25 protein-coding genes, 2 tRNA genes and 1 pseudogene are annotated in these 26,811 nt (G+C 51.9%); 7 read left to right on the forward strand and 21 right to left on the reverse strand.

Features of this window, described 5'->3' with window-relative positions:
• Positions 1-150: 150 nt before the first annotated feature.
• The 8 genes from NST08_RS23095 to NST08_RS23130 all read right to left on the reverse strand — a co-directional run bounded on the left by NST08_RS23095 (position 151) and on the right by NST08_RS23130 (position 8,017).
• Positions 151-224, reverse strand: a tRNA-Gly gene (locus tag NST08_RS23095).
• A 75-nt stretch (positions 225-299) separates the two neighbouring features.
• Positions 300-373: transfer RNA gene (locus NST08_RS23100), tRNA-Pro, on the reverse strand.
• 171 nt (positions 374-544) lie between these two features.
• Positions 545-1,510 (reverse strand): aldolase catalytic domain-containing protein, encoded by a 966-nt coding sequence (locus NST08_RS23105; protein WP_007127252.1) that lies wholly within the window; start codon positions 1,508-1,510, stop codon positions 545-547.
• 168 nt (positions 1,511-1,678) lie between these two features.
• Entirely contained in the window at positions 1,679-2,827 is a 1,149-nt protein-coding gene (locus NST08_RS23110) for an ATP-binding protein (protein ID WP_210094428.1), read from the reverse strand.
• Between the two features lie 335 nt (positions 2,828-3,162).
• Positions 3,163-3,570 (reverse strand): hypothetical protein, encoded by a 408-nt coding sequence (locus NST08_RS23115; RefSeq protein WP_007127250.1) that lies wholly within the window; start codon positions 3,568-3,570, stop codon positions 3,163-3,165.
• Between the two features lie 274 nt (positions 3,571-3,844).
• Entirely contained in the window at positions 3,845-4,384 is a 540-nt protein-coding gene (locus tag NST08_RS23120; RefSeq protein WP_007127249.1) for a peroxiredoxin, read from the reverse strand.
• Between the two features lie 170 nt (positions 4,385-4,554).
• Positions 4,555-5,631, reverse strand: a complete 1,077-nt coding sequence (gene leuB, locus NST08_RS23125) for a 3-isopropylmalate dehydrogenase (RefSeq protein WP_007127248.1) — start codon at positions 5,629-5,631, stop codon at positions 4,555-4,557.
• 1,603 nt (positions 5,632-7,234) lie between these two features.
• Positions 7,235-8,017 (reverse strand): hypothetical protein, encoded by a 783-nt coding sequence (locus tag NST08_RS23130; protein ID WP_210094429.1) that lies wholly within the window; start codon positions 8,015-8,017, stop codon positions 7,235-7,237.
• A gap of 140 nt (positions 8,018-8,157) precedes the next feature.
• Here NST08_RS23130 and NST08_RS23135 point away from each other — a divergent pair, with 140 nt between their 5' ends.
• Positions 8,158-9,138 (forward strand): aldo/keto reductase, encoded by a 981-nt coding sequence (locus NST08_RS23135; protein ID WP_210094430.1) that lies wholly within the window; start codon positions 8,158-8,160, stop codon positions 9,136-9,138.
• Between the two features lie 293 nt (positions 9,139-9,431).
• Here NST08_RS23135 and ilvC read toward each other — a convergent pair whose 3' ends face one another.
• The 3 genes from ilvC to ilvB form a co-directional block, all read right to left on the reverse strand.
• The gene (gene ilvC / locus NST08_RS23140) at positions 9,432-10,424 is read right to left on the reverse strand and encodes a ketol-acid reductoisomerase (protein ID WP_007127245.1); all 993 of its coding nucleotides are present in this window, start codon (positions 10,422-10,424) and stop codon (positions 9,432-9,434) included.
• Positions 10,425-10,594: 170 nt separating this feature from the next.
• The gene (gene ilvN, locus NST08_RS23145; protein ID WP_077567874.1) at positions 10,595-11,080 is read right to left on the reverse strand and encodes an acetolactate synthase small subunit; all 486 of its coding nucleotides are present in this window, start codon (positions 11,078-11,080) and stop codon (positions 10,595-10,597) included.
• A 1-nt stretch (position 11,081) separates the two neighbouring features.
• Complete coding sequence (gene ilvB, locus NST08_RS23150) at positions 11,082-12,824, reverse strand: biosynthetic-type acetolactate synthase large subunit (RefSeq protein WP_007127243.1); 1,743 nt, start codon at positions 12,822-12,824, stop codon at positions 11,082-11,084.
• 614 nt (positions 12,825-13,438) lie between these two features.
• On the opposite strand from ilvB, the gene NST08_RS23155 reads away from it, so the two are divergent.
• Positions 13,439-13,885: a GNAT family N-acetyltransferase gene (locus tag NST08_RS23155; RefSeq protein WP_007127242.1), complete on the forward strand. Its 447-nt coding sequence runs from the start codon at positions 13,439-13,441 to the stop codon at positions 13,883-13,885.
• A gap of 3 nt (positions 13,886-13,888) precedes the next feature.
• Here the strand turns inward: NST08_RS23155 and NST08_RS23160 are convergent, their stop codons facing one another.
• From NST08_RS23160 to NST08_RS23180, 5 genes are all read right to left on the reverse strand, one after another.
• Positions 13,889-14,203, reverse strand: coding sequence for a hypothetical protein (locus NST08_RS23160; protein WP_007127241.1), 315 nt, complete (start codon positions 14,201-14,203; stop codon positions 13,889-13,891).
• Positions 14,204-14,407: 204 nt separating this feature from the next.
• The gene (gene rplT, locus NST08_RS23165) at positions 14,408-14,767 is read right to left on the reverse strand and encodes a 50S ribosomal protein L20 (protein WP_007127240.1); all 360 of its coding nucleotides are present in this window, start codon (positions 14,765-14,767) and stop codon (positions 14,408-14,410) included.
• A gap of 30 nt (positions 14,768-14,797) precedes the next feature.
• Entirely contained in the window at positions 14,798-14,998 is a 201-nt protein-coding gene (rpmI, locus tag NST08_RS23170; protein WP_007127239.1) for a 50S ribosomal protein L35, read from the reverse strand.
• 26 nt (positions 14,999-15,024) lie between these two features.
• Entirely contained in the window at positions 15,025-15,519 is a 495-nt protein-coding gene (gene infC, locus NST08_RS23175; RefSeq protein WP_007127238.1) for a translation initiation factor IF-3, read from the reverse strand.
• A 274-nt stretch (positions 15,520-15,793) separates the two neighbouring features.
• A complete protein-coding gene (locus NST08_RS23180; RefSeq protein WP_007127237.1) occupies positions 15,794-17,032 on the reverse strand; it encodes a glycosyltransferase family 2 protein in 1,239 nt (412 codons plus the stop codon).
• Positions 17,033-17,705: 673 nt separating this feature from the next.
• Here NST08_RS23180 and NST08_RS23185 point away from each other — a divergent pair.
• A complete protein-coding gene (locus tag NST08_RS23185) occupies positions 17,706-18,833 on the forward strand; it encodes a UDP-N-acetylglucosamine--LPS N-acetylglucosamine transferase (protein ID WP_007127236.1) in 1,128 nt (375 codons plus the stop codon).
• 184 nt (positions 18,834-19,017) lie between these two features.
• On the opposite strand, the gene trmB is transcribed toward NST08_RS23185, so the two are convergent.
• Together trmB and NST08_RS23195 are read right to left on the reverse strand one after the other, a co-directional pair.
• A complete protein-coding gene (gene trmB, locus NST08_RS23190) occupies positions 19,018-19,731 on the reverse strand; it encodes a tRNA (guanosine(46)-N7)-methyltransferase TrmB (RefSeq protein WP_210094432.1) in 714 nt (237 codons plus the stop codon).
• Between the two features lie 190 nt (positions 19,732-19,921).
• Complete coding sequence (locus NST08_RS23195; RefSeq protein WP_007127234.1) at positions 19,922-20,101, reverse strand: hypothetical protein; 180 nt, start codon at positions 20,099-20,101, stop codon at positions 19,922-19,924.
• A 331-nt stretch (positions 20,102-20,432) separates the two neighbouring features.
• On the opposite strand from NST08_RS23195, the gene NST08_RS23200 reads away from it, so the two are divergent.
• The 4 genes and pseudogenes from NST08_RS23200 to NST08_RS23215 all read left to right on the forward strand — a co-directional run.
• A complete protein-coding gene (locus NST08_RS23200) occupies positions 20,433-21,386 on the forward strand; it encodes a TIGR01212 family radical SAM protein (protein WP_144867422.1) in 954 nt (317 codons plus the stop codon).
• On the forward strand, positions 21,386-21,976 hold the full coding sequence (locus NST08_RS23205; protein ID WP_341342327.1) for a class I SAM-dependent methyltransferase: 591 nt from the start codon (positions 21,386-21,388) through the stop codon (positions 21,974-21,976). The genes NST08_RS23200 and NST08_RS23205 overlap by 1 nt, the downstream gene beginning before the upstream one ends.
• A 71-nt stretch (positions 21,977-22,047) precedes the next feature.
• Positions 22,048-23,016, forward strand: coding sequence for a type I phosphomannose isomerase catalytic subunit (locus NST08_RS23210; RefSeq protein WP_341342328.1), 969 nt, complete (start codon positions 22,048-22,050; stop codon positions 23,014-23,016).
• Positions 23,017-23,094: 78 nt separating this feature from the next.
• Positions 23,095-24,015: pseudogene (locus NST08_RS23215) on the forward strand (alpha/beta hydrolase); the annotation flags it as partial.
• On the opposite strand, the gene NST08_RS29965 reads toward NST08_RS23215, so the two are convergent.
• From NST08_RS29965 to NST08_RS23225, 3 genes are all read right to left on the reverse strand, one after another.
• Complete coding sequence (locus tag NST08_RS29965) at positions 23,963-24,220, reverse strand: pentapeptide repeat-containing protein (RefSeq protein ID WP_445933648.1); 258 nt, start codon at positions 24,218-24,220, stop codon at positions 23,963-23,965. The pseudogene NST08_RS23215 and the gene NST08_RS29965 sit on opposite strands and share 53 nt — an antisense overlap.
• 160 nt (positions 24,221-24,380) lie before the next feature.
• Positions 24,381-24,557, reverse strand: coding sequence for a hypothetical protein (locus NST08_RS23220; protein WP_340899461.1), 177 nt, complete (start codon positions 24,555-24,557; stop codon positions 24,381-24,383).
• 408 nt (positions 24,558-24,965) lie between these two features.
• A complete protein-coding gene (locus NST08_RS23225) occupies positions 24,966-26,768 on the reverse strand; it encodes a B12-binding domain-containing radical SAM protein (protein WP_341342329.1) in 1,803 nt (600 codons plus the stop codon).
• Positions 26,769-26,811: the final 43 nt, after the last annotated feature.

A 26,811-nucleotide genomic window follows, 5' to 3' on the forward strand; every position in this document is an offset into this window, starting at 1 on the left:
CTATGGTTACCTCGCATTCTTGGAATTGAATTCACCGACATTGTAACAAATCTGGTTGTCAATGGCAAGCATGAAATCAGCAAGCGGACCATCACGTTTAAACGACACAAAAAATCCCTTGATTCTCAAGGGTTCTAGTCTACTAAAGTATGGAGCGGGTGATGGGAATCGAACCCACGCTACCAGCTTGGAAGGCTGGAGTTCTACCATTGAACTACACCCGCATATCAACCCACAAAAGCGGCGCTATGCTTCAGAGCATATTCGATTACTTTTGCGGGGCCTATTTCGTAAGCCAATCGGGACGACACGATTTGAACATGCGACCCCCTGGTCCCAAACCAGGTGCTCTACCAAGCTGAGCTACGTCCCGATAATCCAGTAACTGTCGTGAAGACAAAAATAAATATACCATGCTGTATTCATAATTTCAACATGTATTTTATGGAAATTATCATCTCGGAAAATAAAGCAGCAGCTTCCCTCCTCAAGAGTTTCGCTGCTGCCTATCCATCTCAATAGCCACCGAATGTTAGGGCGATTGTTATTTCTTTTTGTCGAAGGTTACTTCCGGTGTCGTCAGCTTATCGTAAAAATCTACAACTTTATCCTTGTCCTCCGATGCCCGAAGCGCCATGGCCGACCGCGGATGTTCGTCCAGCGTACCGGTAATCATGTAAGGAATGATGTAACCCCACTCCTCCTTCTCCCGCAGCGGGATCATGAAGCGCTCAATGATATCCAGAACCGGGCGAAGCTCGTACTTGGTTCCCTTCAAATGGGTGACGAGCAGCTCCGTAGGACAATTGCCAGCAGCCCGTCCCATTCCGTACACGGACGCATCCAGCAGCTCCACACCCAGGTCAGCTGCAACGAGTGTATTCGAAAACGCAAGCTGCATGTTGTTATGCGTATGCACACCAAGGCGCTTATTCGGCAGATGCGTTTTAAATTTATTGACGAGGTATTCGATATCCTTATGATCCAGACTTCCATAGGAGTCCACGATGTAAACGACATCGACGACGCTTTCCTTGATCAGCTCAAAAGCCTCCAGCAGTTCATTCTCCATTACGTTGGAGAGCGCCATAATGTTAAGGGTAGTCTCGTAGCCCCGATCATGGAAGGTCTGTACAAGCGCAAGCGCCTTATCCACATCCTTGATATAGCAGGCGACCCGGATCAGATCCAGCAGGCTTTCCTCGCGCGGCAAAATATCATCCTCGTCCACACGACCGATATCGACGAGAGCGGAGAGCTTGGTTTTGCCTTTATGCGGGATGACTTCCTTCAGAAAATCATCATCCAAGAAGCGCCATGGACCGGCTTGATCTGCGCCCTTCAGCAGCTTTGGCGAATTTTTATAACCGATTTCCATATAGTCCACGCCAGCCTCATTCAGGCCCGCATACAATTGCTGTACAAATTCAACGCTAAAATCCCAGTTATTCACCAATCCGCCGTCACGAATGGTGCAGTCCACAATCTTTGTCTGACTACTCTTGATCATTCTAAGCTAAACTCCTCTCGGCAAGTTTCTCTTCATCATACTTGAATCCGATGAGAAATGTAAAGAAGAAAGTCCCCCTATTATAAGAAAGCTTTTTTTCCGAAAAAAGAAAAAGACCATTCCATCGGAACAGCCGCTTTCTGCTTATGGAGCTTGGCTCCGATTGGGTTATATCCTTACATTTGGTGCTTTTGGGCCCTCAGTTGCCTCCAGCTTCGGAAATGTGATCACGAACTCGGTCCCTTCACCGATCTGGCTGTCCACGGCAATCGAGCCGCCGTGATTGCGAATAATGCTGTAACTGACGGACAGACCCAGTCCCGTACCGCTCTCCTTCGTCGTAAAAAACGGATTGAACAGATGGTTCAGCGTATTCTGATCCATGCCGGCCCCGTTATCCGATATGCAGATGCTAATGTTTTTACCGTTGTCGCGGGCTGAAATATCAATCATGCCGGTAAAATTCTCGACCTTTTGTTCATTGATTGCATCAAGGGCGTTTTTGATAATGTTGAGAATCACCTGTTTGATCTGCTTCACATCGACAGATATAAACGCCGGTGGCATCTCTTCTGTATGTAGGTTAATTTGGCAGCCCTTCATCAGCGCCTCGCTCTCGGTAAGAAGCACGACTTCCTTGAGCAGCGAGGATACGGCTACAACCTTGGTTTCCGGAGCGGATGGCTTGGAGGAATTCAGAAATTCGTATATAATATCATTTGCCCGATCGATCTCCGTCAGTATAATCCGGGCATATTCTTCCTTGCCGAGACTCACCAGATGGGGGCGAAGCAGTTGGATGAAGCCCCGGATCGAAGTCAGCGGATTTCGTATTTCGTGGGCGATGGAGGCGGAGATTTTACCGAGCATGGCAAGCTTGTCGTTCTGGTAGGCTGTCTGCTCAATTCGCTTGAAATCCGAAACATCCTTGACGCTGATTAAAAAATCCCCTTCCATCTGGTCCCCATAGGTCATCGTGATGAGCCACGACCGACCATACTCGTCCACGAGTTCGTGGTAGCGCTTGCGATGGAACACGGTCTCCCTGAAAATGCGGAGGATTTTCTTCTTCTTAAATCGGGACAGCTGTTTATGACGCAGCAGCTGGGTTAATGTGCAACCGGTTAGCGATTTGCGGGGTACGCCAAGCAATTTTGCCATTTGAACATTGACAAAAGCAAGTACACCCTCACTATCAAAGAGGATGATCCCGCTGTCGAGATTCTCCAGTATGTTCTCATACTTGTTCCTAATTAGCTGGCTCGAATGAAATGACCGAATCGCCTGCAGCTCAGATTCACGGATTTGACTCAACAAGATGGCTCCCCCTTTTCATGAAAAGTTGAACTCACCAAACCGACAATCAATTGTTGCAAAAAACAGTTTGTCCGTCTTTGAATCATTAGCAGTCTGAATCTGCTTCCTTTCATGATAGTCATCATGGGAAAGAAACGTCAATCAGAAATCCTGTCGAAAAATGGATATCTTCATAAAAATACCAATATTCCGACTAAAGACATGCCTCTTATGTATGTTTAACTCTGCTTCAAACAACAATAAGAAGTTTATACCCATTTTCCTCACATTTGAAACACCCTAAAATATACCAAAAATAAAAAGCCCCGAAGAACGAGGCTTATACAGGTCACTGATTACGGCTGCTTCTGTAGGCGGAGTCTTCGCTGGCTCATGACAGCCAGTCGCCGTTTCAGTTCACCCTGCCACTTTTCGTCCTGCATCCATTTTGCAACGGCGAGGAGATCCAGCGACATATCGATCTGGCTTTGAACAACGGTAAGAGGATCCTCCGATTCCCGGTTGACCACATTTTCAAAAATCGCATCTTCATCTTCCATCACATAATCCTGAAAATCTACTTGGGAGGCACCGTCCCCATGAGCATATTCGGCAAGGATCTCATATTCGTTCTCAACGCGATGATGTACTTCAACGCGATGGCAGACCGGACACAGCAGCAGGGGAACATTATGTACTTGAGTGCGATAATGCTTAAGTGTACCCTTTGTACCCATCATACTAGCCCCACAGCAAAAACTCATACCGTTCACCCTCCTCCATCAATTCTCCACCGTTTCCCATATTGTATTCGCTTTCATGCCCTCTAATTCCTTCAACCGTCGGTGGCTTCACAAAATTTGGGCCTTTAAGCCTAATTGGTTACGAGAAGACTAGTTTTTCCTATTATATATCAACGAAATATCGGTTGTCTAAACACCAGTGTTCCCTGTTTCCGGCCCGAACACTCTGTCAAAAAAACCCCCATCTTCTGAACAAATTGTCAGATGATGAGGGTTTTCGGATGTCAACAAAGGCTTACAGGTTCTTGTCGCCTGGTTTCCAGTTCATTGGGCACAATCCGCCGGATTGAAGCGCTTGAAGCACGCGCAGTGTTTCTTCTACGCTGCGGCCCACGTCGTTGTGGTTAACCACTTGGTATTTCAGTTCGCCTTCTGGATCGATGATGAACAGGCCGCGAAGTGCAACACCTTCTTCTTCGATCAGAACGCCGTAGTCTCTTGCTACGTTCTTCGTGATGTCCGAAGCGAGCGGGAAGTTCAATGCTCCCAGACCGTTAGCGTCTCTGGATGTGTTGATCCAAGCTTTGTGGCTGTGGATAGAGTCAACACTTACACCAAGAATTTCGGTATCCAATGCTTTGAATTGATCGTAAGCATCGCTCAGTGCCGTGATTTCAGTCGGGCACACGAAAGTGAAATCGAGCGGATAGAAGAAGAATACGAGCCATTTACCGCGGTAGTCGGACAGGCTGACTTTTCCAAAATCTTTACCGTCTCCCGATACGGTTTCCATCGTGAAATCTGGAGCTGCTTTACCAACCAAACGTTCTGCCATGATTGAATTCCTCCTTAACATATGTAGAACATATTAAAATGTGTAACAAATCTATGTTCCCACGAACATTCACTAGAAATGTTATCATCGAGGCTTGGCAAAGTCAAGATTATAGAGGTTACTTTTTTATAATTATTATAAATAAGAATTTTCCTTGAACAGTGAGCAGATTATCGGATGGCCGCCGCGATCAGGTCGCCCATCTCCGTAGTGCTGAGCGCTTTGCTCTTATCGACGGCAATGTCTGCTGTCCGGTGTCCAGCATCCAATACTTCAGCTACCGCGCGTTCGATCGCGTCCGCCGCATCGGCATAGCCGAAGGTCAGGCGGTACATGAGCGCAACCGACAGAATGGTCGCGATCGGGTTGGCCAGCCCTTGTCCCGCAATATCCGGCGCCGAACCGTGAACCGGCTCGTACAGGCCGAATGCTCCTTCGCCCATGGATGCCGATGCCAGCATGCCGATGGATCCGGTCAGCATTGCCGCCTCATCGCTCAGAATGTCTCCGAACATGTTCTCGGTCACGATGACGTCAAAGCTGGACGGGCGGCGCAGAAGCTGCATCGCACAGTTGTCCACCAGCACATGCTCCAGCTCCACATCCGGATATTCCGGCGCGATGCGGTTGACCGTTTCACGCCAGAGGCGGGAGGTTTCCAGCACGTTCGCTTTATCGACGGACGCCAGCTTCTTGCGGCGCTTCTGGGCGATCTCGAACGCTTGGCGCACGATCCGCTCCACCTCGGCCGTATTGTAAACACAGGTATCGACCGCTTCTTCGCCGCCGGCACCTTCGCGTCTGAACTTCTCTCCGAAGTAGATGCCGCCTGTCAGCTCTCGCACGACCATCAGGTCCGTGCCTTCAAGCACTTCCGGCTTCAGCGTCGAGGCATCCTTCAAGCAGTCAAAAATGACAGCCGGACGCAGGTTCGAAAATAAACCGAGCTCTTTGCGAATGCCGAGCAATCCGGTTTCCGGGCGCAGCTCCTTCGGATTGTTGTCCCATTTCGGACCGCCTACCGCTCCAAGCAGCACGGCATCGGCGCTTTTGCACACGCTCAGCGTTTCCTCCGGAAGCGGCGTGCCTTTCTCGTCAATGGCGATGCCGCCAAACAGCGCGTGCTCCGTCGTGAAGGAATATCCGAAGACCTCTTCGGTCCGCTTTATAATTTTCTCCGCTTCCGCCACGACCTCAGGACCGATTCCGTCCCCGGCGATTACGGCAATTTTCTTCGTTTCTGCCATCGGTTAGTCACTCCTTATTTATAATACGCTTCTCGTAAAGTCATCTAGTTACTGTTGTAACATACTTCCCTCACGGTGACCAAGATATAGAAACTATGAACTTAATTTGTTTTGCCTATAAGTGGGGGAGTGATCCGTAGGGAACGCGTTGGCGATGTGACCGGAGGTATTACTGCTGGGGAGGGTGCTTCGAGGGGTGTTCCGAGGTAGTTCCGTGGGATGTTTCGTGGGGAGTTTCGTGGGGAGTTTCGTGGGGAGTTTCGTGGGTTGCTCCGAGTACGTATCGTTCCTCCAATCGCTGTTGTCGCCGAATTTCATGATTATATATTTAGCGGTGGAATTTCGGCTCCAAAGGCGAACGCTCCGCTTTTCCGGAATCGATTCGTCCTCTCCGCTGCTTCGTAGCTCTTGGGGGCCCGCGTTCCCTTCGGCTCACTTGGGGTGGGAAAGGGGATGGCTGCCTGGCTCCGCTTGGGCTGCCACCCTGGGGAATATTGGGGGTTACGGCGATGGGGCCGACTGCCTGGCTGCACTTCGGCAGCCCTGAAACTTTAGGTGTCGCTTGGATGTGTGGACCACTTACTGGACGTAGTTGAGTATGTTTCTTGGCTGCTGGTGGGATTCCTCCACTGCTGTTAGGGTTGCTCCGGTTAGAATCTCACTGCTTACTGCTGGGGGGGCTCGGAGTACGTATCGTTCCTTCAATCGCTGTTGTCACCGAATTTCATGATTATATATTTAGCGGTGGAATTTCGGCTCCAAAGGCGAACGCTCCGCTTTTCCGGAATCGATTCGTCCTCTCCGCTGCTTCGAAGCTCTTGGGGGCCCGCGTTCCCTTCGGCTCACTTGGGGTGGGAAGGGGATGGCTGCCTGGCTCCGCTTAGGCAGCCACCCTGGGTACTTTCAGGTGTTGCTTCGATGAGGCCGACTGCCTGAGCTGCACCCAGCAGCCACCTTGGGGACCTTCGGGTTTTGCGGCAATGCGTAGCTCTGCTGCCTGATTGGGTTCCCCCGATGGCGTATCTCACTGCTTGCTGCTGGGGAAGCTCGGATGATGTATCTTGACTGCTGCTGGGGTTGCTCCGAGTACGTATCCTTCCTCCAATCGCTGTTGTCGCCGAATTTCATGATTATATATTTAGCGGTGGATATTCGGCTCCAAAGGCGAACGCTCCGCTTTTCCGGAATCGATTCGTCCTCTCCGCTGCTTCGAAGCTCTTGGGGGCCCGCGTTCCCTTCGGCTCACTTGGGGTGGGAATGGGGTGGCTGCCTGGCTCCGCTTAGGCAGCCACCCTGGGTACTTTCAGGTGTTGCTTCGATGAGGCCGACTGCCTGAGCTGCACCCAGCAGCCACCTTGGGGACCTTCGGTGTTGCGGCGATGGAGCGTCTTCTAACCTTCGGTTCAGCTGCCGCCCTGAGAATTCGGGTGTCGCTCCGATGGGGCCTGCTGCCTGTCTGTCCTTCACCAGCACACCAGGGGACTTCGGATGCCGATTCGAGGTGTTATGGCTGCTGGCCGTGCTTTGGCAGCCATAACCCGGTCCAGAAGTGAGCATGGAAAACAAGCGAGCTGGAGGAGCCGCCAGCTTGCTTGTCCGCCCGTTATAGCGTCTCCAACTCGCTTAGATCGGGCACTTTAATGCGATGTTTTTTCCGGAAATCCTTATAAAGCTCCGCCTGAAGCGCCTCATAGCTTTCCGTCCCTTTCAGGTCTTCATCCGCAAGGATATGTCCCATAAGCTTATTCATGTAAATCGCCGCCTCGTACGCGCTGTATAACTCCTCGCTGTTCCAAAACTCCTCCTCGCTCAGTCCCGTGATTCGGATCCGCTGCTCCATAATGTATAAGGTCAGCTGCTCCGCGGATGTTTTCGGGCCGGTGTCCTTCATCGCACGCCTCTGCATGTCGATCATACCCTTGACTTCCTCCGGCGTTACGGTGATTCCAATTTGTTTTGCATGGTGCACGGTCAGCGCCTCGGTAATCATATGCCGCAGCACCTCCTCGCCCGAAGGTTTCTCGGTCAACTGATTTAGGGCATAGATCAGCTCTTTAGTTTTCAGGGTGAAGACATATTCCGCAAGCGAAATACGCACTTCCTCCGTCTCCATCATCCAAGGAGGCAGCCCTTCATTCCGGATCTTATTCTGGATCGTTTGGATCGAATCAAAAGTATCCTGGACCAACCGCCTGGTGCCTTCTGTATATGCTGCATTTTGAATTGCGGGTATCTCATCCGACAACTCCGGCAATGCTCTATGGGCGTTCTCGTCCGTTTGGGCTGCAGGGGAATTGTCACAAGCGCTAATCGCAAGTAATACCGCCACCAATCCAAATAACGAGAGCTTTCGCAAGCGGATTGCGTTTCGGCAACGAGAACTCATGCTCGTCCCTCCTTATAAAAATCCTCCGTTTCCTTTATTAACGTTACCCGCACCGCTTTGGTTACATTTCTCTGTTCATGCGCTACAATAGAAATGTAATCGTTTTTATTACCAATACCCACCAAGGAGATGATCCCCTCATGCAGTACACCTCTCTAGGTAAATCCGGCATGAAAGTCAGCCGTCTGTGTCTCGGTACGATGAATTTCGGACCTGCCACGGATGAGAAGGAAGCTTTTCGCATCATGGATGCGGCGGTGGATGCCGGCGTGAATTTTTTCGACACCGCTAATGTTTACGGCTGGGGCGAGAACGCCGGGCTGACCGAAACGATAATCGGGCGGTGGTTCAAGCAGGGCGGCGGCCGTCGGGAAAAGGTCATTTTGGCCACGAAATTTTACGGGTCGATGAGCGATCCACTCGACGGTCCCAATGATGCAGCCGGCTTGTCCGCCTACAAGCTCCGGCGCCATCTTGAAGGGTCGCTGAAGCGGCTGCAGACCGATCATATCGAGCTGTATCAAATGCATCACGTGGATTCATCCGTAACATGGGACGAGCTCTGGGGAGCATTTGAGGTCGCGGTGCATCAGGGAAAAATCGGCTATGTCGGCTCCAGCAATTTCGCCGGTTGGCACATCGCCGTTGCTCAAGCCGCTGCCAAAAACCGGAACTTCCTTGGTCTGGTATCCGAGCAGCATAAGTACAGCCTGACCTGCCGGCTCCCTGAGCTTGAAGTGCTGCCAGCAGCGCAGAGCCTCGGTCTCGGCGTAATTCCTTGGAGTCCGCTCGACGGCGGATTGCTGGGGCGCAACGCGCTGAAGAAGATTGAGGGTTCGAGAAGCGGCGGCAATGCGGAGCGGATCGAGAAGCACCGTGCCCAGCTGGAGCAATTCGCCGCACTTTGCCAGGAGCTCGGAGAGCCGCAGGACAACGTGGCACTGGCCTGGCTTCTTAAAAATCCGGCCGTCACTGGGCCAATCATCGGTCCGCGTACTTTGGAACAATTCGAAAGCTCCTTGAGATGCCTCGAGGTGGAGCTCGACGAATCGGCTATGAAGCGGCTGGATGAAATTTTCCCTGGTCCGGGTGGCCCTGCGCCGCAAGCTTACGCCTGGTAAGACGCAAATCCCGGAACATCCTGTAAAAATAACGCCACTTTGGACAAGTTGTTCACAATATGAGCCCCTCGCAGCGTTAAACGATTTCAGTCGGAGCGAAAGTACCGGAACACATCTGCTTACACGCTAGCTTTCTCCGGTGGGGCCATAACCGTCCTCGGCCAATACAAATAAAAGGAGGAGCCGCCTTACTAGCGGTTCCTCCTTTTTTTAAATCTGTCATTTCCAGGCTGTTCACCCGTCCCGTAGAAAAGGCTGGAAGCCATAGAATCTTCTAATGACATTGAATCTTCTTATTTCTTGATCCAATGCATCATTTCACGAAGCTGAGCGCCAACGACTTCAAGCTGGTGCTCGGACTCGTTGCGGCGAGTAGCCGTCAGGAATGCACGGCCGGATTGGTTCTCGAGAATAAAGTCGCGTGCGAATTTACCCTGTTGAATATCGGACAATACTTCCTTCATCGCTTTCTTCGTTTCGTCGGTAACGATACGTGGGCCTGTTACGTAGTCGCCGTATTCCGCAGTGTTACTGATGGAGTCGCGCATGTTCGCAAGTCCGCCTTCATAGATCATGTCGACGATCAGCTTCAGTTCATGCAGACACTCGAAGTAAGCCATTTCCGGAGCATAACCGGCTTCTGTAAGCGTTTCGAAACCCGCTTTGATCAGCGCGGATACGCCGCCGCACAGTACAGCCTGCTCACCGAACAGATCGGTTTCGGTTTCTTCGCGGAAGGATGTTTCGATAACGCCTGCACGGGTACAGCCGATACCTTTAGCATAAGCAAGGCCGATTGCCTTAGCTTGTCCGGTCGCGTCCTTCTCGATCGCGATCAATCCAGGTACGCCGAAGCCCTCAACATACGTGCGGCGAACCATGTGGCCCGGGGATTTAGGAGCTACGAGCAGGACGTCGTTGTCTTTAGGAGCCACGATTTGGCCGAAATGAACGTTGAAGCCATGGGAGAACATCAGAGCTGCACCCTTTTTCAGGTTCGGCTCGATGTCATTCTTGTACACCGACGCTTGCGTTTCGTCCGGCATGAGGATTTGAACGACATCCGCACGGCTTACAGCCTCCGCTACAGAAAGCACCTCGAACCCGTCGTTTTTCGCTTTGTCGAAGGATTTTCCTTCACGAAGACCGATCACCACTTGGAGACCGCTGTCACGCAGGTTCTGTGCTTGGGCATGCCCTTGGCTGCCGTAGCCGATTACCGCGATCGTTTTGTCCTTAAGTACGCTAAGCTCTGCATCTTGTTCATAATAAGTAGTAACTGCCATTTGGATAAGTCCTCCTTTAATTTTAAAGACCCTTCATGATGAGCGGGTATTTCAATCGACCCGGCTTAGTGGCCCGGTCTGCTGAAACACCCGCTCATGCCATGCAGGTGTCTGCTGATATTGATGGTTTGAAGCTCAGAAGCGAAAAGCGTCAAAAAGCGAACGGATGATTACGCATTACCGCGAATCATCGCGGTAACCCCGGTCCGGGACAGCTCCTGGATCCCGTAAGGCTTTAGAAGCTCGATCATCGCATCGATCTTCACGGTATCGCCTACAACCTGAACCATCAGATTGGAGGTACCGATGTCGACGACCGAAGCCCGGAAGGTCTCGACAACGCCCATGATTTCAGGTCTGGCGGAAGGCTCCGCCTTGACCTTGATCAGGGCAAGCTCCCTTGCGACCATCGGCTTGGAGCTCAGGTTGATGACTTTGATGACATCGATCAGCTTGTATAGCTGCTTCTCGATCTGCTCCAGCGTCGTGTCGTCTCCTGTCGTCACGATGACCATCCGCGACAGCCCCTGCTCCTCCGATTGCCCCACGGTAATGCTCTCGATGTTGAAGCCTCTGCGGCCAAACAGTCCCGAAACCCGCTGCAGGACACCCGGCTGGTCGTTTACTAGTACGGCAATGGTATGTTTTGTACTCATCTTACGCATCCCCCATCAGCATTTGATCGATCGTCGACCCTTGCGGTACCATCGGATACACGTTCTCGCCTTTCTCGACCACGAACTCGACGAGCACCGGTCCCGGCGTTTCCATCGCTTCGGCCCAAGCGCGGTGCGCTTCGTCTTTCGTCGTGGCGCGAAGACCTTTCACACCGTAAGCTTCAGCAAGCTTGACGAAATCCGGGCTGCCCGCCAGATCGATGTGGCTGTAACGGTTGTCGTAGATCAGTTCCTGCCATTGGCGAACCATGCCAAGCACCTGGTTGTTGATAACCACGATTTTGACCGGAATGTTGTTGATGGCGCAGATCGCAAGCTCCTGGGAGCACATCTGCATGCCGCCGTCCCCGTTGATCGAGATGACGAGCCGGTCGGGATGGGCCATTTGGGCGCCGATGGCGGAAGGGAATCCGAAGCCCATCGTGCCGAGGCCGCCGGAGGTGATCCATGAACGCGGCTGGTTGAATTTGTAATACTGCGCCGCCCACATCTGGTGCTGTCCGACGTCCGTCGTTACGATCGCCTCGCCCTTTGTCGTCTCGTTCAGCATTTCGATAACCCACTGCGGCTTGAGTACGGTATCCGAATCCACGTAGCGGTACGGATATTCCGCCTTCCACTTACCGATCTGGTCTCTCCAAGCATCCGCCTTGCCTGCATATCCGACGAGCGGATTCAGCATTTCAAGCACGGTTTTGACATCCCCGACAATCGGGATATCGGTTGGCACGTTCTTGCCGATCTCCGCCGGATCGATGTCAATATGGGCAATTTTGGCATTCGGTGCAAATCCGTTCAGTTTGCCAGTAACGCGATCATCAAATCTCGCTCCGATACTGATCAGCAGGTCGGATTGTTGGATGGCCTGGTTCGATGTGTACGTGCCATGCATGCCCGGCATGCCCGTCCAGAGCTCGTGTCCCGTCGGGAATCCGCCCAGCCCGAGCAGCGTCGTCGTGATCGGAATGCCCGTCTTGTTAACGAATTCCAGCAGCCCTTCGTGCGCGCCGGAGTAAATGACGCCGCCGCCGGCAAGAATCATTGGACGCTCGGCATCCTCGATCGCGCGGGCCAGCTTGTCGAGCTGCAGACGATTCGGTACCGTTCGCGGGTTATAGCCCCGCAGGTGGACGGTATCTTCCGGCTTGAACAGCGTCGTTGCCGCCGATACGTCCTTCGGAATATCGATCAGCACCGGCCCTTTACGTCCCGTGGACGCGATGTGGAAGGCCTCGTGGATGATCCGCGGCAGATCTTCGACATTCCGTACCAGATAGCTGTGTTTGGTGATCGGCATCGTGATGCCTGTAATATCCGCTTCCTGGAAGGCATCCGTTCCGATCAGCGTCGTTGCTACGTTACCGGTAATGACAACGAGCGGAACAGAATCCATATAGGCTGTTGCAATCCCGGTTACGAGGTTCGTTGCCCCCGGTCCCGAGGTCGCGATACATACACCTACTTTACCGCTTGCCCGGGCATATCCGTCGGCTGCATGGATGGCGCCTTGCTCGTGACGAGTCAAGACATGGTTGAAATCCTCAAAACCATACATTGCATCGTAGATATACAGGACGGCTCCGCCCGGATATCCGAAAACGCACTCGACACCTTCGAGCAGAAGACTCCGAAGCAAGATTTCCGATCCGGTAATCACTTCAGGCTTCATCCATTTCTCACGTAATTGTTCTGTAGACCGCACTTCTGGAGTTTGCGCGCTCATCAGTCATCCTCCTCTCAAATATTGGCATGCTCTAATTTCCACCATGATCCAAGCAACAAAAAAACCTTCCGTCTCCACACCCGGATTATCTCCGTGTGAGGGACGAAAGGTTCTGGCTTCCGTGGTACCACCCATGTTTGCTCTACACCTCGCAGTGTAAAGCCTCAGCAGGTATGAAGGCTCTCGCATAACACCAGCTCTTCAATATCTGCAGTCCGTAACGTGGACTTACACGATTTTCCCTAATAAATGCTGTTACGACTTAATGCGGTAAAGTCATAGCCTAGCATCTTTCAGGAAAACAGCTCCGAGGTGAGCTCGTATAAAAGGGATTTTGGTGGTGGTTTCAGCAGATCCATCCACTCTCTGAGCAAAAGAGCCCTTTAAACTTCGTCCTCATCATTGCCGATTGGATATATTCGTTAAAATGTTTAGAAACATTATATGATCGTTCCAATCCAGAAGTCAACACATTTATTTTACTTCGCATGAGAGGTTTTCATTCACTACGCAATTCGAAGCTTCCGGCCATTGCCGCAAAACACGCTCCCAGAGCCTGGTACATATGATAAATTGAGCAGCAAACCTCGGCGAGAGAAGGGAGAGAAATAACGATGATCCGCTACTGGAAACCCGGGCAGGATGACGTCATGATTCTGCAGCTGATCGAATCCGAGCTCGTCCCTCTTTCCCATATGAGCCCGAAGGAGATCCATGCGATTCGCAAAGATATCCCTGCCCGATTACGGCGCGGCGTAACCCTCGTTGCAGCCGGACAGGAGGATCGAGTCCTCGCCTTCATCCACTTCCTGGTGCATGGCGAGCTGCTGTATATCGATATGCTGGCCGTCGCACCCGCCGTACAGCGAAAGCAATGGGGCATCCGCCTGATGGAGCATGCCGAACGTTTCGCTGTATCCCGCGGTTGCAAGCGAGCGAAGGTGATGGTAGACGTCGGGAACCGGGGCGGGCTCGCCTTTTACAGAAAGCTCGGTTATACGGTAACCCGAATCATCTCAACCAGCCAATGCTACGAAATGGAAAAAGTGTGGTATCCCTAGTCTTTACCAGAAGAATCCGCCGAACGGTCCGCCAAACCCGCCGTAACCAGGGCCGTAGAATCCGCCATATCCGGGATATCCCCCATATCCGGGATACCCGCCGTAAGCGTAAGGCGCGGTGCCGATCGCAAGCAAGTCGAACAGCACGAGAGGAACGATGGCTTTGGTCTTTACCTGCTTGCCGCCCGGTTCAACGAACAAACGGCTCCCGGATACCTTAACCAATTTGCCTGTCACCATAGTTCCGTCTTTCTTATACGCAACAATCCGCTTGCCCACATACGACTTCAGTTTCGCCTTGTTGACAGGCTTTTCCATGAAAATCCCTCCTTGAGGTAATATACATTTCAATCTATTCCGGAAGGGGGAGGCTTGCCTGTTTCATGGCCCTAAACAGCAAATATAGACGGCGATTTCATGTATAAAGATACCGAATTAACCAGCATTGCCGAATCCTTAAGATATCCTGATATACGCAAAGAAACCGCCGAATAATTCGGCGGTTTCTTCATACATGTAGTATTAAGCGTTCACTTTTTCTTTAGCAACGGTTGCCAAAGAGTTGAATGCGTTCAGATCGTTCACAGCCAGATCAGCCAGCATTTTGCGGTTGATATCCACGCCAGCAAGCTTCAGGCCATGCATCATTTTGCTGTAGGACAGACCGTTTTGGCGAGCAGCCGCGTTAATACGAACGATCCACAATTTACGGAAATTGCGCTTCGTTTGACGGCGATCCCGGTATGCATAAACGAGGGATTTCATAACCTGCTCGTTTGCAGTTTTAAAAATACGGTGTTTGGAACCAAAATAACCTTTAGCAAGCTTCAATACTTTTTTATGTCGACGACGAACGACAAATCCGCCTTTAACTCGTGCCATATCAAAAGACCTCCCAATAAATGTTGTTTACTATTTCAAGTTAGCCAGACCTTGCTTCAAACGTTTAACATCTCCAGGCGCCATTACTGGGCTGTTGGACAATACGCGCTTCGCACGCTTGGATTTGTGGGACAGCAAGTGGTTTTTGTAAGCTTTGTAACGTTTAACTTTACCCGTACCAGTAATCTTGAAGCGGCCTTTCAGGCTGCTGTGTGTTTTCATTTTAGGCATTGTTGTACTTCCTCCTCTAATTTCTCTTAGGCTTTAGGAGCCAAAATCATAATCATGCTGCGGCCTTCCAGCTTCGGCTGACGTTCGACGACGCAGAGGTCCGCCACTTCCGTCTTCACGCGCTCCAGAATCTTCTGGCCGATGTTCGCATGGGTGATTTCACGACCGCGGAAACGCACGGAGCATTTCACTTTATCGCCGTCCTTCAAAAACTTAACGACATTGCGGAGCTTGGTCTGGAAATCATGCTCCTCAATGTTGGCCCGGAACCATACTTCCTTGATATCCACGATCTTCTGGTTCTTGCGCGCTTCCTTCTCTTTCTTCTGCTGCTCATAGCGGAATTTACCGTAGTCCATGATGCGGCATACCGGCGGTTTCGCCTGAGGGGCCACGTTCACCAGATCCAGATTGAGATCAATTGCCATCTGCAGTGCTTCACGAATCGGCTTGATCCCGATCTGTTCACCCTCCGGGCCGACCAAACGTACTTCCTTGGCCCGAATCTCGTCATTGATCATATGTTCCTTACTGATAGTCCTCCACCTCCAGATAACTTGTGATTCCTGCTTGCAAAAAAATAAAGGGATGACGGTTCAACCACCGACATCCCTATTTGATAACTCATTCAAAAATGAAACTTAATCCATTCATTGATTTCGTGATCAAACCAGCCAACCTATGTCGGTCAGGTGAGAAGCGGTGCTTCTACTTGCAATCAGAATATTCTGTTACAAAGACTAGAACAGTATAACAAGTACACTGGACTATGTCAACACTGCTCGCAAAATTTAATTAACCTTGCTTGCTCTGTACTTCCTCAAGCCGAACGACACGTGTATGCTCGGTATGGCTCCATGTTTTGTTGTTCTGCGTGAAGAAGGCATAGACGGTAATCGGATACCAAGACAGCAGATAGATCGGGAACAGGACGAGGTACAGGTATACCTTCTTGAACTTCACCTTCTCCAGGATCATTGCGATCATGAAGGTGAACACGTTCGCCGCAATCGCCGTAAAGCTCAGCCAGATCGGCAAATGCCCGTACAGGTTCGCGATATTCGGACCGTCAAAGAACGAATTATCGACCCAAATGATGGCGGTCAGCACGAACGTCAGCAGGACGATATACACGTTGACCCCATACAGCGCCAAATCGAGCTTCACGAGGCTGCGCTCCTTAATGGCACGCCACAGCAGCGGGAAGAAATAACGACGGGCAACCGTAAAGTGACCCTGCATCCAGCGCAGACGCTGCCTGGCCGAAGCCTTGAACGTCAGCGGCTTTTCGTCGAACACTTTGGCGTCATAGTTGAACTTCGGATATACGCCGCGCATCACGCTGCGCATCGTAAACTCCAAGTCCTCCACCAAGCTCGTAGCTCCCCAGCCCATCTCCTTCAGGAGATTGGTCTCGAAGCACATGCCGGTGCCGCCAAGGAAATTGGCCATATTCAAATTGTGGCGGGACAGCTGCCACAGACGGTTGATATACCAGTAGGATACGCCGTAAGCGGCCGTGATCCAGGAATCCTCAGGGTTCTTGGTGTCGATATATCCCTGGATGACCTTCGCTCCCGAGCAAAGGTCGTTATTCATTTCAATCAGGAAATTCGGATCCGCCAGATTGTCGGCGTCAAACATGACGACCGCATCGTACTGACGAGGCATCGCCCAGAGCTCTTTGAGCATCCACTCGATGGCATACCCTTTCCCGCGAAGATTTTGATTCGTGCGCACGCACGCATTCATCCCATGCGAACGGACGATGTCGGCTGTGCGGTCTGTACAGTTGTCGCAGATGACGAATACATCGTACAGTTCCTTCGGATAATTGAGCTGCTTCAGGTTCTCCATAAGAGCCCCGACAACCTGCTCTTCGTTGTGTGCAGCCACAAGGACTGCAAAGGATTTATTCGGTGCAAAGTGCTTTTTCTTCTTTCTCTTGATCAGACCAAACAAAGAGAATACGAACTGGTACACACCCACCGCGGCCAAAAATAATTGGAGCGCGATAAAGATGGCGTCTGTCATGATTCTCCGTTACCCCCTTTTTTATAACCCGAGAATGTGTTGTGTTTTTTCTCTCTACATGTTTTTTCTTGCTCTTATGACCCTGTTGACTTTTGTCTTGTGTCTTTTCTAGATCTTAGCCTCGGTGCCGCGGGGCTGCTTTTCGCACGTCATACACGATTTTCCACACTTTCGTATCTTTTGTCAAAAGCGTGGAATGCTCTAATTTACCGAAAAACTTCGTAAAAGAGCTCAGCTTGCGGTCCAGCGTGGCAGCAAACTTCGTTTCAAACGGCTTTAGTTCTTATTTTCATCTGTTTTCTTGCTTTTTATTTCTTTTGGCCGCCTAATTTTTTTACCGCAAACTTGTCCGCCAATGAATAAACGTAACAGACAACCAAAAAGTTTTGATTCATCACGCTCTTTTCTTTAAATAAACTTTTTGCTGTCCGTTTGAATCATTGTAGCGGCTCCTTTTACCGAAGTCAAAAGTCCGCAGACCCTTCTTTTCTACAAAATCCGCATCGCCGTCAAGTGGCTTAAGTAGCAAGCAGGATGCGGCAGCGCATGGCAGCATTGATTTCTTGATCCGGGACCATAGTCCCTCCTCATAGCAGCCGGAAATAGTTGCATTCTCTTCCTAAAGCCGATATGTTAAAGTTAAAGAATAACGCTGCAGAACGGGTGAAAAGTAGTGGCTAAAAAAAGAGTCTTGCTGTTATCTGAAGGGTTCGGTGCCGGTCATACGCAGGCCGCCCACGCACTCTCCAGCAGCCTGCGCCAATTGTCCCCTAGCGTACAAACGAAGGTACTAGAGCTCGGAAGCTTCCTGAACCCCAAGATCGCTCCGTTGATCATTTCGGCTTACAGGAAGACGATCACGACACGCCCGAGACTCGTAGGGTACATGTACCGCCATCAGAAGTCCTTTAACCGGTTTACTGCTTTAGCGCTGCACCGGATTTTCTATACAAGCACCAAGAACGTGGTAAGGGCGCTTCGGCCCGACATCATCGTGTGCACGCACTTCATTCCAAGCGCGGTGATATCCCGTTTGAAGCGGCTGGGCACCGATGTGCCTCTGTGTACCGTTATTACCGATTACGATGCCCATGATACGTGGATCAGTCCGGAAGTCGACCGCTACTTCGTCTCGACGCCGGAAGTGAAGAGAAAGCTGCTGAACCGCGGCGTCTCCCAGGCGAAAATCCAGGTGACCGGCATTCCGATCCACCCCGACTTCTGGACGCATCCAAGCAAGGATGAAATCCGCGAGCGCTTCAATCTGTCCGATATGCCGACCGTTCTCGTTATGGGCGGCGGCTGGGGCATTATGAACGACGAGGTCGTTAACGAATATTTGACCCGGTGGAGCAAGCAAGTCCAGATTATCTTCTGCCTTGGAAACAATGACAAGGCCCGGGAGGAGATGGAAGCCAACCCGCGCTTCCAGCACCCGAATATCCGGCTGCTGGGCTTTACCCGCGAAATTGACAAGCTGATGGAAGTGTCCGATCTGCTCGTCACGAAGCCTGGCGGAATGACCTGTACGGAAGGGCTGGCCAAAGGCATTCCGATGCTGTTTCATCAGCCGCTTCCCGGACAGGAGGAAGAGAATTGCCAATATTTTACGGCTCAAGGCCTTGGGGAGCCGATTACCTCGCTTGAGGTCATCGGCAAATGGATGAACATGCTGCTTCACCAATACGACCGCATCCAGGAACAGCGGGAGCGAAATTTGAAGGACATCGAGCGGTTTCATCCCATGCAAAGCGCGAAAAGCATCATCGACATGCTTGAAAATGAAAAGGTGTACTCCTAGAAATTGGAGTACACCTTTTTTTGACAAACCGCGTTTCCATCCCATGCCGCACGAAGCTGCATAATCGACCATTTTCCCGAGGATCCGGATGTGAATCGGTGCAAGTTCGATCTTTTTCTACTATTATAATTAGTCGTGTAACCGTTATCATAGGGAGTGCACGGAGCTGGCATTGCGCCTTCTACTATTTTCCGTATTTCTCCAGCCGGTTCGGTCGATAGCTTTCAAGCGCTGCTTCCCCCATAAGGACCTCGCAGCGATGAATCTTCATCCCCTGCCCGACAAACTTCGTCTCGTATTCGGTCATCACATGCTCTTCGTTCAGCCCGTCGCGGTGTAAATCCAAGGAAATATTAGTCATCTGCAAACCGTAATCCGCGAAAGCATTCAACGAAAATTCGAACAGCGTGACCGAGTCCGTCTTAAAGTGAATCTGGCCTCTGTCGTTCAAAATCACCTTATATTTATCCAGGAACCGCGGATGCGTCAAACGGCGGCGCGCATGTCTCGATTTAGGCCACGGATCGCTGAAATTCAAATAAATCCGTTCGATCTCTCCCGGAGCGAAAGCCTGCTCGACGTTCTCGATATTTAACAGCGCCAGCTTCAAGTTCGGCGGGGTATCCACTCCCTCCGAAGCCCATACGCCCCGGCCCTTCTCGCTTGCACGACGGATCAGCTCGTCGTACATATCGACGCCGATAAAATTGACATTCCGGTGCTTATAGCTCATCTGACTGATGAACTGGCCTTTGCCCATGCCAAATTCGACATGGATCGGAAGATCGTTGCCGAACAGCTCGGCCCACTTTCCTCTATATTGACCGGGGTCCAAAACGACCAGGTCTTCCTGCTGCTCCAGATTTTCCCGAATACCTTTTCTCCCGCGTAAACGCATCACATACCTCCACAAGCTTGTCCAATGAATTGGGACGTCATATCCCGATACTGCATTATTGTGACGAAGTTACAGCCAAAAGTAAAGAGCCAATAGAAAAAGGAACCCTATCTTTCCCTCTCGGAAAAGAAACAGGTTCCTCTTTCTTATATTGGAATTGGGGTTCCGCGGTAGTTAAACTGTGAAATATTTACCTTTCCTGTGCTTGAAAATCAAATGTCTTCTCAAAGGCGGCCCGAATTTTACGTTGTGCCGAAGCCTTCACATCATGGTCGGCGTTAAATTCCACGCCGGTCAGAGCCAAAGCTTCATTCGGGGTAAGTTCCACAGCGATTTTATCTCTGTCAGACTTCACTGTCGATGAATTCATTCGCAATCACCTCACGGTATTATTGTATCCATGACGTCTTACAAATATGAATCCTCTCCGTATATATACCCGTACCAAAACAGCCTGAAACAGATATTTATTTTTCTAATTTAAATATACCAACTAAGGGAGGCCCATTCAAGTAACAATGAAGAATTAGGCTGTAAGACCCCCATATGACGATAAAGGCTGTTTTTTGCTACAATAGACGTAAGCCGCAAATCAAAGAAAAAGCAGCCGAAAAAGCCGTATCCTTTTGGAGAAATCCCGGGGCCTGGCCTTAGCTGCTTACAACGTATTCAGCCCATCGATGTGCTGTAAAGGAGAAGCGATGAGTACAACAGTGATTCAGACCCCAAGATTATGGGGGGATAAACGATTTCATACATGGAATTACGAGATGCGCAGCCAATTCCAGGACAAAGTGTTCAAGGTCATGCTGGATGCCGGCTTTACTTGTCCCAACCGGGACGGAACGATTGCCAAGGGCGGCTGCACCTTCTGCAGCGCACGCGGATCCGGCGATTTTGCCGGGAGCCGTCGGGATGACCTGGTCACCCAGTTCAATACGATCCGGGACAGACAGCATCTGAAATGGCCGAACGCGAAGTACATCGGGTACTTTCAGGCCTACACCAACACCTATGCGCCGGTCGAAGTGCTTCGGGAATATTATGAAGTGATCCTTAAGCAGCCCGGCGTGGTTGGATTGTCGATCGCAACGCGCCCGGACTGCCTGCCTGACGATGTCATCGAATATTTGGCCGAGCTGAACGAACGAACTTATCTATGGGTGGAGATGGGGCTGCAGACCATTCACGACTCAACTTCCGAGCTGATCAACCGCGCCCATGACACCGAATGCTACCTCAGGGCCGTTGAGAAGCTGCGTAAGCATAACATCCGTGTGTGCACCCATATCATCTACGGTCTTCCGCAGGAGGACCATGAAATGATGCTTGCTACCGGCAAGGCGGTCTCAAAGATGGATGTCCAGGGCATCAAAATCCATCTGCTGCACCTGATGCGCAAAACCCCGATGGTGAAGCAGTATGAGGCTGGATTGCTGCGATTTCTGGAGCGTGACGAGTACGTGAATTTGATCGTCGACACCCTGGAATTCCTGCCGCCGGAGATGATCATTCACCGCCTGACCGGAGACGCGCCGCGGGAGCTGCTCATCGGGCCGATGTGGAGCCTCGACAAATGGCCGGTTCTCAACGGCATCGATGCCGAGCTGAAACGCCGGGATACATGGCAGGGCAAGCTGTGGAGGGATGCGTAATGGGTTTCCTGTCCGTTCTAAGCTTTGCGCATAAGCTCGTGTCGGAGCGGCTTCGGGCGGGGGAGGCTGCGCTGGACGCCACAGCCGGTACGGGCGCCGACACCCTGTTTCTGGCACGCTGCGTCGGCTCGAAAGGCAAAGTATTCGCCTTCGATATTCAAGAGGAAGCACTGGAGCTGACGCGCAGCAGGCTTGCCAAGGAGCCTCAAGCATCCATTGGCGAGGTATCACTGCACCTTGAAAGCCATGCCCGCATGAATAGCTGCGTTCCCGACCAGCTTCATGGCCGGATCGGAGCCGTCATGTTTAATCTAGGCTATCTCCCGGCAGACACGGCGGATAAGCAGATTATGACTGTGCCTGAAAGCAGCATTGCCGCTCTTGAGTCTTCCTTGCAGCTGCTGCGGCCCGGCGGCATCATCACCATCGTGCTGTATCCCGGCCACCGGGGCGGCGACACGGAGGCCGCCGCCGTTGAGGCCTGGGCCGCAAGGCTGCCATGGAGCACGGCTCAGACGATCGTGTACCGGGGACTGCAGCGGCCGGATGCGCCATATCTTATTGCGCTGGAGCGAAAAAAGCCGTTATGATAAGAGTTCAATGAGGCACAACCATTTTATCAACCATTAATACCATCATGATGAAAGGCAGTTGATTTACAATGACGAAACCTTATCCACTATTGTTTCAACCCGAATTTAAAGAGCGTGTATGGGGCGGCCGCGCGCTGGAGCAGTTCGGCCTGGAGCTTCCCGAAGGGCATATCGGCGAAGGCTGGATGATCGCGGACCATCCGAACGGCACGACTACGATCGTAAACGGTGAGCTGGCTGGCCGCGGTCTCGACCAGATCCGCGAAGAGCTCGGACGCGAATGGTTCGGCGCGAAAGGCTTTTCCGAAGTGAACGGACGCTTTCCACTCTTGATCAAGCTGCTTGACTGCAACGACAATCTGTCCGTACAGGTGCATCCGACCGATGATTATGAAGGCCTTCCGAAGGGGGAGCTCGGCAAGACGGAAATGTGGTATGTGCTTGATGCGAAGCCGGACGCCAAAATCATTTACGGTCTGAAGGAAGGCGTTACCCGCGACGTTCTGAAGGAAGCGATGGAAAACGGCAACGTCATGGAGCAGCTCCAAGAGGTGCCCGTGAAAGCCGGCGATACGTTCTACATACCGGCAGGCACCGTGCATGCCCTGTGCGCAGGGGTTGTGGTCGCGGAGATCCAGCAAAATTCGGATACCACTTATCGGATTTACGACTACAACCGTCCAGGGCTCGACGGCAAGCCGCGCGAGCTTCACATTGAGGATTCCCTCAATGTCACAGCCTATGAAGGCTCAGGGGCCACGAAGATGAGCACGGAAGGCGCTGTTCCGGGAGAATGGCTCCAGCTCGCGCAATCGCCTTACTTCATCGTGGAGAAAGGCGTCGTTAACGGGGCATGGGAGCTCTCGACATCCGAGGACAGCTTTACCATTATCGTCGTCTGTGACGGAAAGGGAACCCTGCGTTGGGACGGAGGCTCGATCGAATATACGTCCGGCCAATGCTTCCTGCTCCCTGCTAACCTGGGGACTTACACCCTGGACGGGGAATCCACGGTTCTTCGTTCCTATCTTCCTTAAGTAGCACGGCTCCATTCATCAAAGACATACGAGGCAATGCAGGGTAAATTATTGTCTGTATGGAGGTGCAAGTCCTAGATGCAAAGCGAAACGTTTACCATGTTGAATGCTGAAGCCATGTCGATCCATGTATATAAATGGCTTCCGGACACAGAAACCCGGGTACGGGCTGTCGTCCAGATCGCCCACGGCATGTGCGAAACCGGCAAGCGCTATGAGGAGCTCGCTGCTTTGCTTACTGCCCACGGCTATGCGGTATACGCGAACGACCATCGCGGGCATGGGCTGACGGCCGGGAACCTCGAGCGTCTCGGCGACGCCGGAGAGAATGGGTTCGAAGGCATGATTGAGGATCAGCTGCTGCTCGCTTCCGAGCTTCGGAAGGATTACCCGGGCCTGTCTCTGTTCTTAATGGGGCACAGCATGGGCTCATTCCTCACCCAGAAAATCATGTGCATTCACGGCGATCGTTTCGACGGCTTCATCCTCTCCGGCACGAACGGGCCCCAGAAGATGCTCCCGTTCGGGATTCAGCTTGCATCGGCGCAGATGCGCCTTCAGGGCAGTACACACCGCAGCCTGATGCTGAATGCCATCGTGTTCGGGCCCTACAACAAGGGCTTCGGCGTTATCCGCACCCCGTTTGACTGGCTGTCCCGGGACGAGGCCGAGGTCGATAAATACATTGACGACCCCTATTGCGGGCAAGTATGCAGCGCCCGTTTCTTCCGGGATTTCTTCCGGCTGCTGCTGCAGCTCCACAAGCCACAGCTGATGAAAGGGCTACGCAAGGATAAGCCGGTTTATATCTTCTCCGGCGAGGAGGACCCGGTCGGCCAGCGCGGCAAGGGCGTCCGGCAGCTTATCGAACTGTATCGGGAATACGGCATTGCGGACCTGGAATACCGGCTGTATCCCGGCGGCCGACATGAAATGCTGCATGAGATCAACCGGGATGAAGTCGCCGCGCATCTGCTGGACTGGTTGGAGCGGCATACGCCTGCAGACACCCTTGGGGATGCTGCAAGTATCGAAGACGCCAATGTGAGGGACGCGAGTGATGCGAGTGCTGAAGACGCGAATGCATCAGACACGAGTGCCGAAGACACGCGTACCGAAAACGCGAGCCCCGAAAACGCGCTTGCGAAAGACGCGAGTGCCGAAGACAAGAGTTCAGCAGACGCGACCCCCAAAGACGCTTGATTTAACAGGTAAGGGAAGCAGTGGCTGTCATGGGTAGTTGAAAACGAATGTAAAAAAGGGATGCCTATTGGTCCATGGACCAGGGGCATCCCTTTTGCTATAACGCGAAGTGCAACTTGAGCGTCTATCCAACCACCCCGCTCATGTTTCTCCGACTATATTTACTCGTCATCCGGTGTTCGGTCAATGACGAACTGGGTGACTTCCGTATAATCGCCCCGTTGGATCTCCTCGTCGGTGGCCTCCTCGCGCAAATCATTATTCGTTTCCATGCCTGGGGCGATGGTCGGCTCCTCTTGGGTGCTTTGATCAGGACGGTGCTCTTGCTTTTCGTTCATCCCGAGTCCCCCTCCTTTTTCATCGTATTATGCCACTAGCGTACCGATTATCGGATCGAATTATACTGTAGCAGCATCAACTCTCTAGAAAGGGGCAAACCGTTAACCTACTCGAGGAGTAGCAGATACCTATTAATGAGAATTTACTGTAACTGATCATTACCTAATTCCCTGAGGAGATACAGTTACCTGAAACCCCTTGATTTTAACACTTGAGGTTTCTGCAGGTTACCTTGGAACCTACACAAGCCCCGAAAGGAGACTTGTTCACGCTCCAGGCACAGCATTCCTTCACACACGTCCCGCATAGGGACTTGTTCACGCTCCGGCGCCGCTTTTCTCCACACACGTCCCGAATAGGGACTTGTTCACGCTCCAGGCGCCTTATTCTCTTTTCCCGGAGCTCCTTTAACCAAGGAGCTCCCCGCCTGCAGCCGCCCCCGCCAGCGGCATCGTGAAATACCGCGGCTGGCCGCGATCATCCTGCTGGTACAGCACGAGCAGCAGCGTAGCTGCACGTCCATGCTCCGGGTTGTCAACCGGGATTCCGTTACTGCCGCCGTGGATAACATCCAGCAGGTCGAACGGCAGCAGCTCGATCATTGCATGCTTCTGCAGCTCTCTCTCCGTAATGCCAAGCTCGGCGAAGCCGTCCGACAGCTCGGTTGGCTGCTCCAGGATTCGTCGTACGTTGGCCGACCACTCCGCTTTATTTTGGGTGTGCTCCCACCATATTTTACGCGGCTTATACTTATGGCCCAGGAAATAATCGAATTTCATCAGCCCGGTAATGATGTCCATGTTCGGCGTTTGGCGGTCTTCCAAAAAAGCCGTCAAGCGGGTGAACAGGTCCTCGAGCTGATGGCCGATTTTTTGCCAGCCCTGGCCCTCCCAATAATCTCCGAACTCCTGGAAGAAATCGAATGGCGACGCAAATTCGTGCCGGATTAAGTAGTTGACCGTGTGGTCCATCCGGTGCGCGTTCCAATACTTCTCCAGCACGTCCTCCAGCCGCTTTAACCGTACGATATCCGAGAAGGGCAGCACATCGCTGCTCAAAATTTCGTATGGCGCATGATCCATGTACGTATAGTTATACTTCTCGGCATCAATGCGGAGCCCCGTTCCTCGAAGCATCTTCAAAAAGCCCAGCTGCAGCTCCTCTGGCCCCAAAGCGAACACATCATTAAAGGTTTTACGGAAGGTATCATAATCCTCCAGCGGCAGGCCTGCAATCAGATCCAGATGCTGGTCGATCTTGCCGCTTTCCTTGATCATCGTTACCGTCCGGGACAGCTTCGCAAAGTTCTGCCGCCGCTTCACCAGCTCGTTCGTCGGATCGTTCGTGGATTGAACGCCGATCTCGAAGCGGAATATGCCCGGCGGCGCATTCTTCGACAAGTAGTCGAGCACCTCCGGCCTCATAATATCGGCCGTAATCTCGAACTGGAACACGCAGCCGCCGTGGTTCTTGATGAGGAACTCGAACATTTCCAGCGCATAATCCCGTTTAATGTTAAAGGTCCGGTCCACGAACTTGATGAGCTTCGCGCCATTCTCGATCAGATACAAAATGTCGGCCTTCGTCCGCTCAATATCATAATAACGCACGCCGACCTCGATGCTCGAAAGACAGAACTGGCAGCTGAAAGGACAGCCCCGACTCGTCTCAAAATACACCACCCGTTTGCCGAGATGCGGAATGTCCTCCGGAAAGCGGTGCGGCGAGGGCAGCTCGGCCAGTATGCTTTTCGGCCTGCCGGGATTGATAATGACCTCATCCTGCTTGCGATAAGCGATGCCGTACACAAAATGGAATTTGCGGTCCCCTTCGATCGTCTGAAGCAAATGGTGGAACGTCTCCTCCCCTTCGCCCATGACGATAAAATCGACGTTAACGAGCCGCTTCATCCAATAATCCGTATCGTAGGAAACCTCCGGTCCGCCGAGAACGATCGTAACCTCGGGCATAATCTTCTTGACGATATCAATCACTTTGATGGTCTCTTCGATGTTCCAGATATAGCAGGAAAATCCGATCACATCCGGTTGGCGCTGAAACAGGTCGGAGACGATGTTCATGACCGGGTCCTTAATGGTGTATTCCGCCAGTTCGATATCAAAATCCTTCTCGCTGTAAGCCTTCAAGCAGCGTATGGCAAGAGAGGTGTGGATATATTTTGCGTTCAAGGTAGATAAAATGACTTTCATGATTCACGATCCTTCTCTTCAAATTCCGTACAGGCAGCGAGCG

Source organism: Paenibacillus sp. FSL K6-1566 (assembly GCF_038050475.1).
GTDB lineage: Bacteria > Bacillota > Bacilli > Paenibacillales > Paenibacillaceae > Paenibacillus_AQ > Paenibacillus_AQ lactis.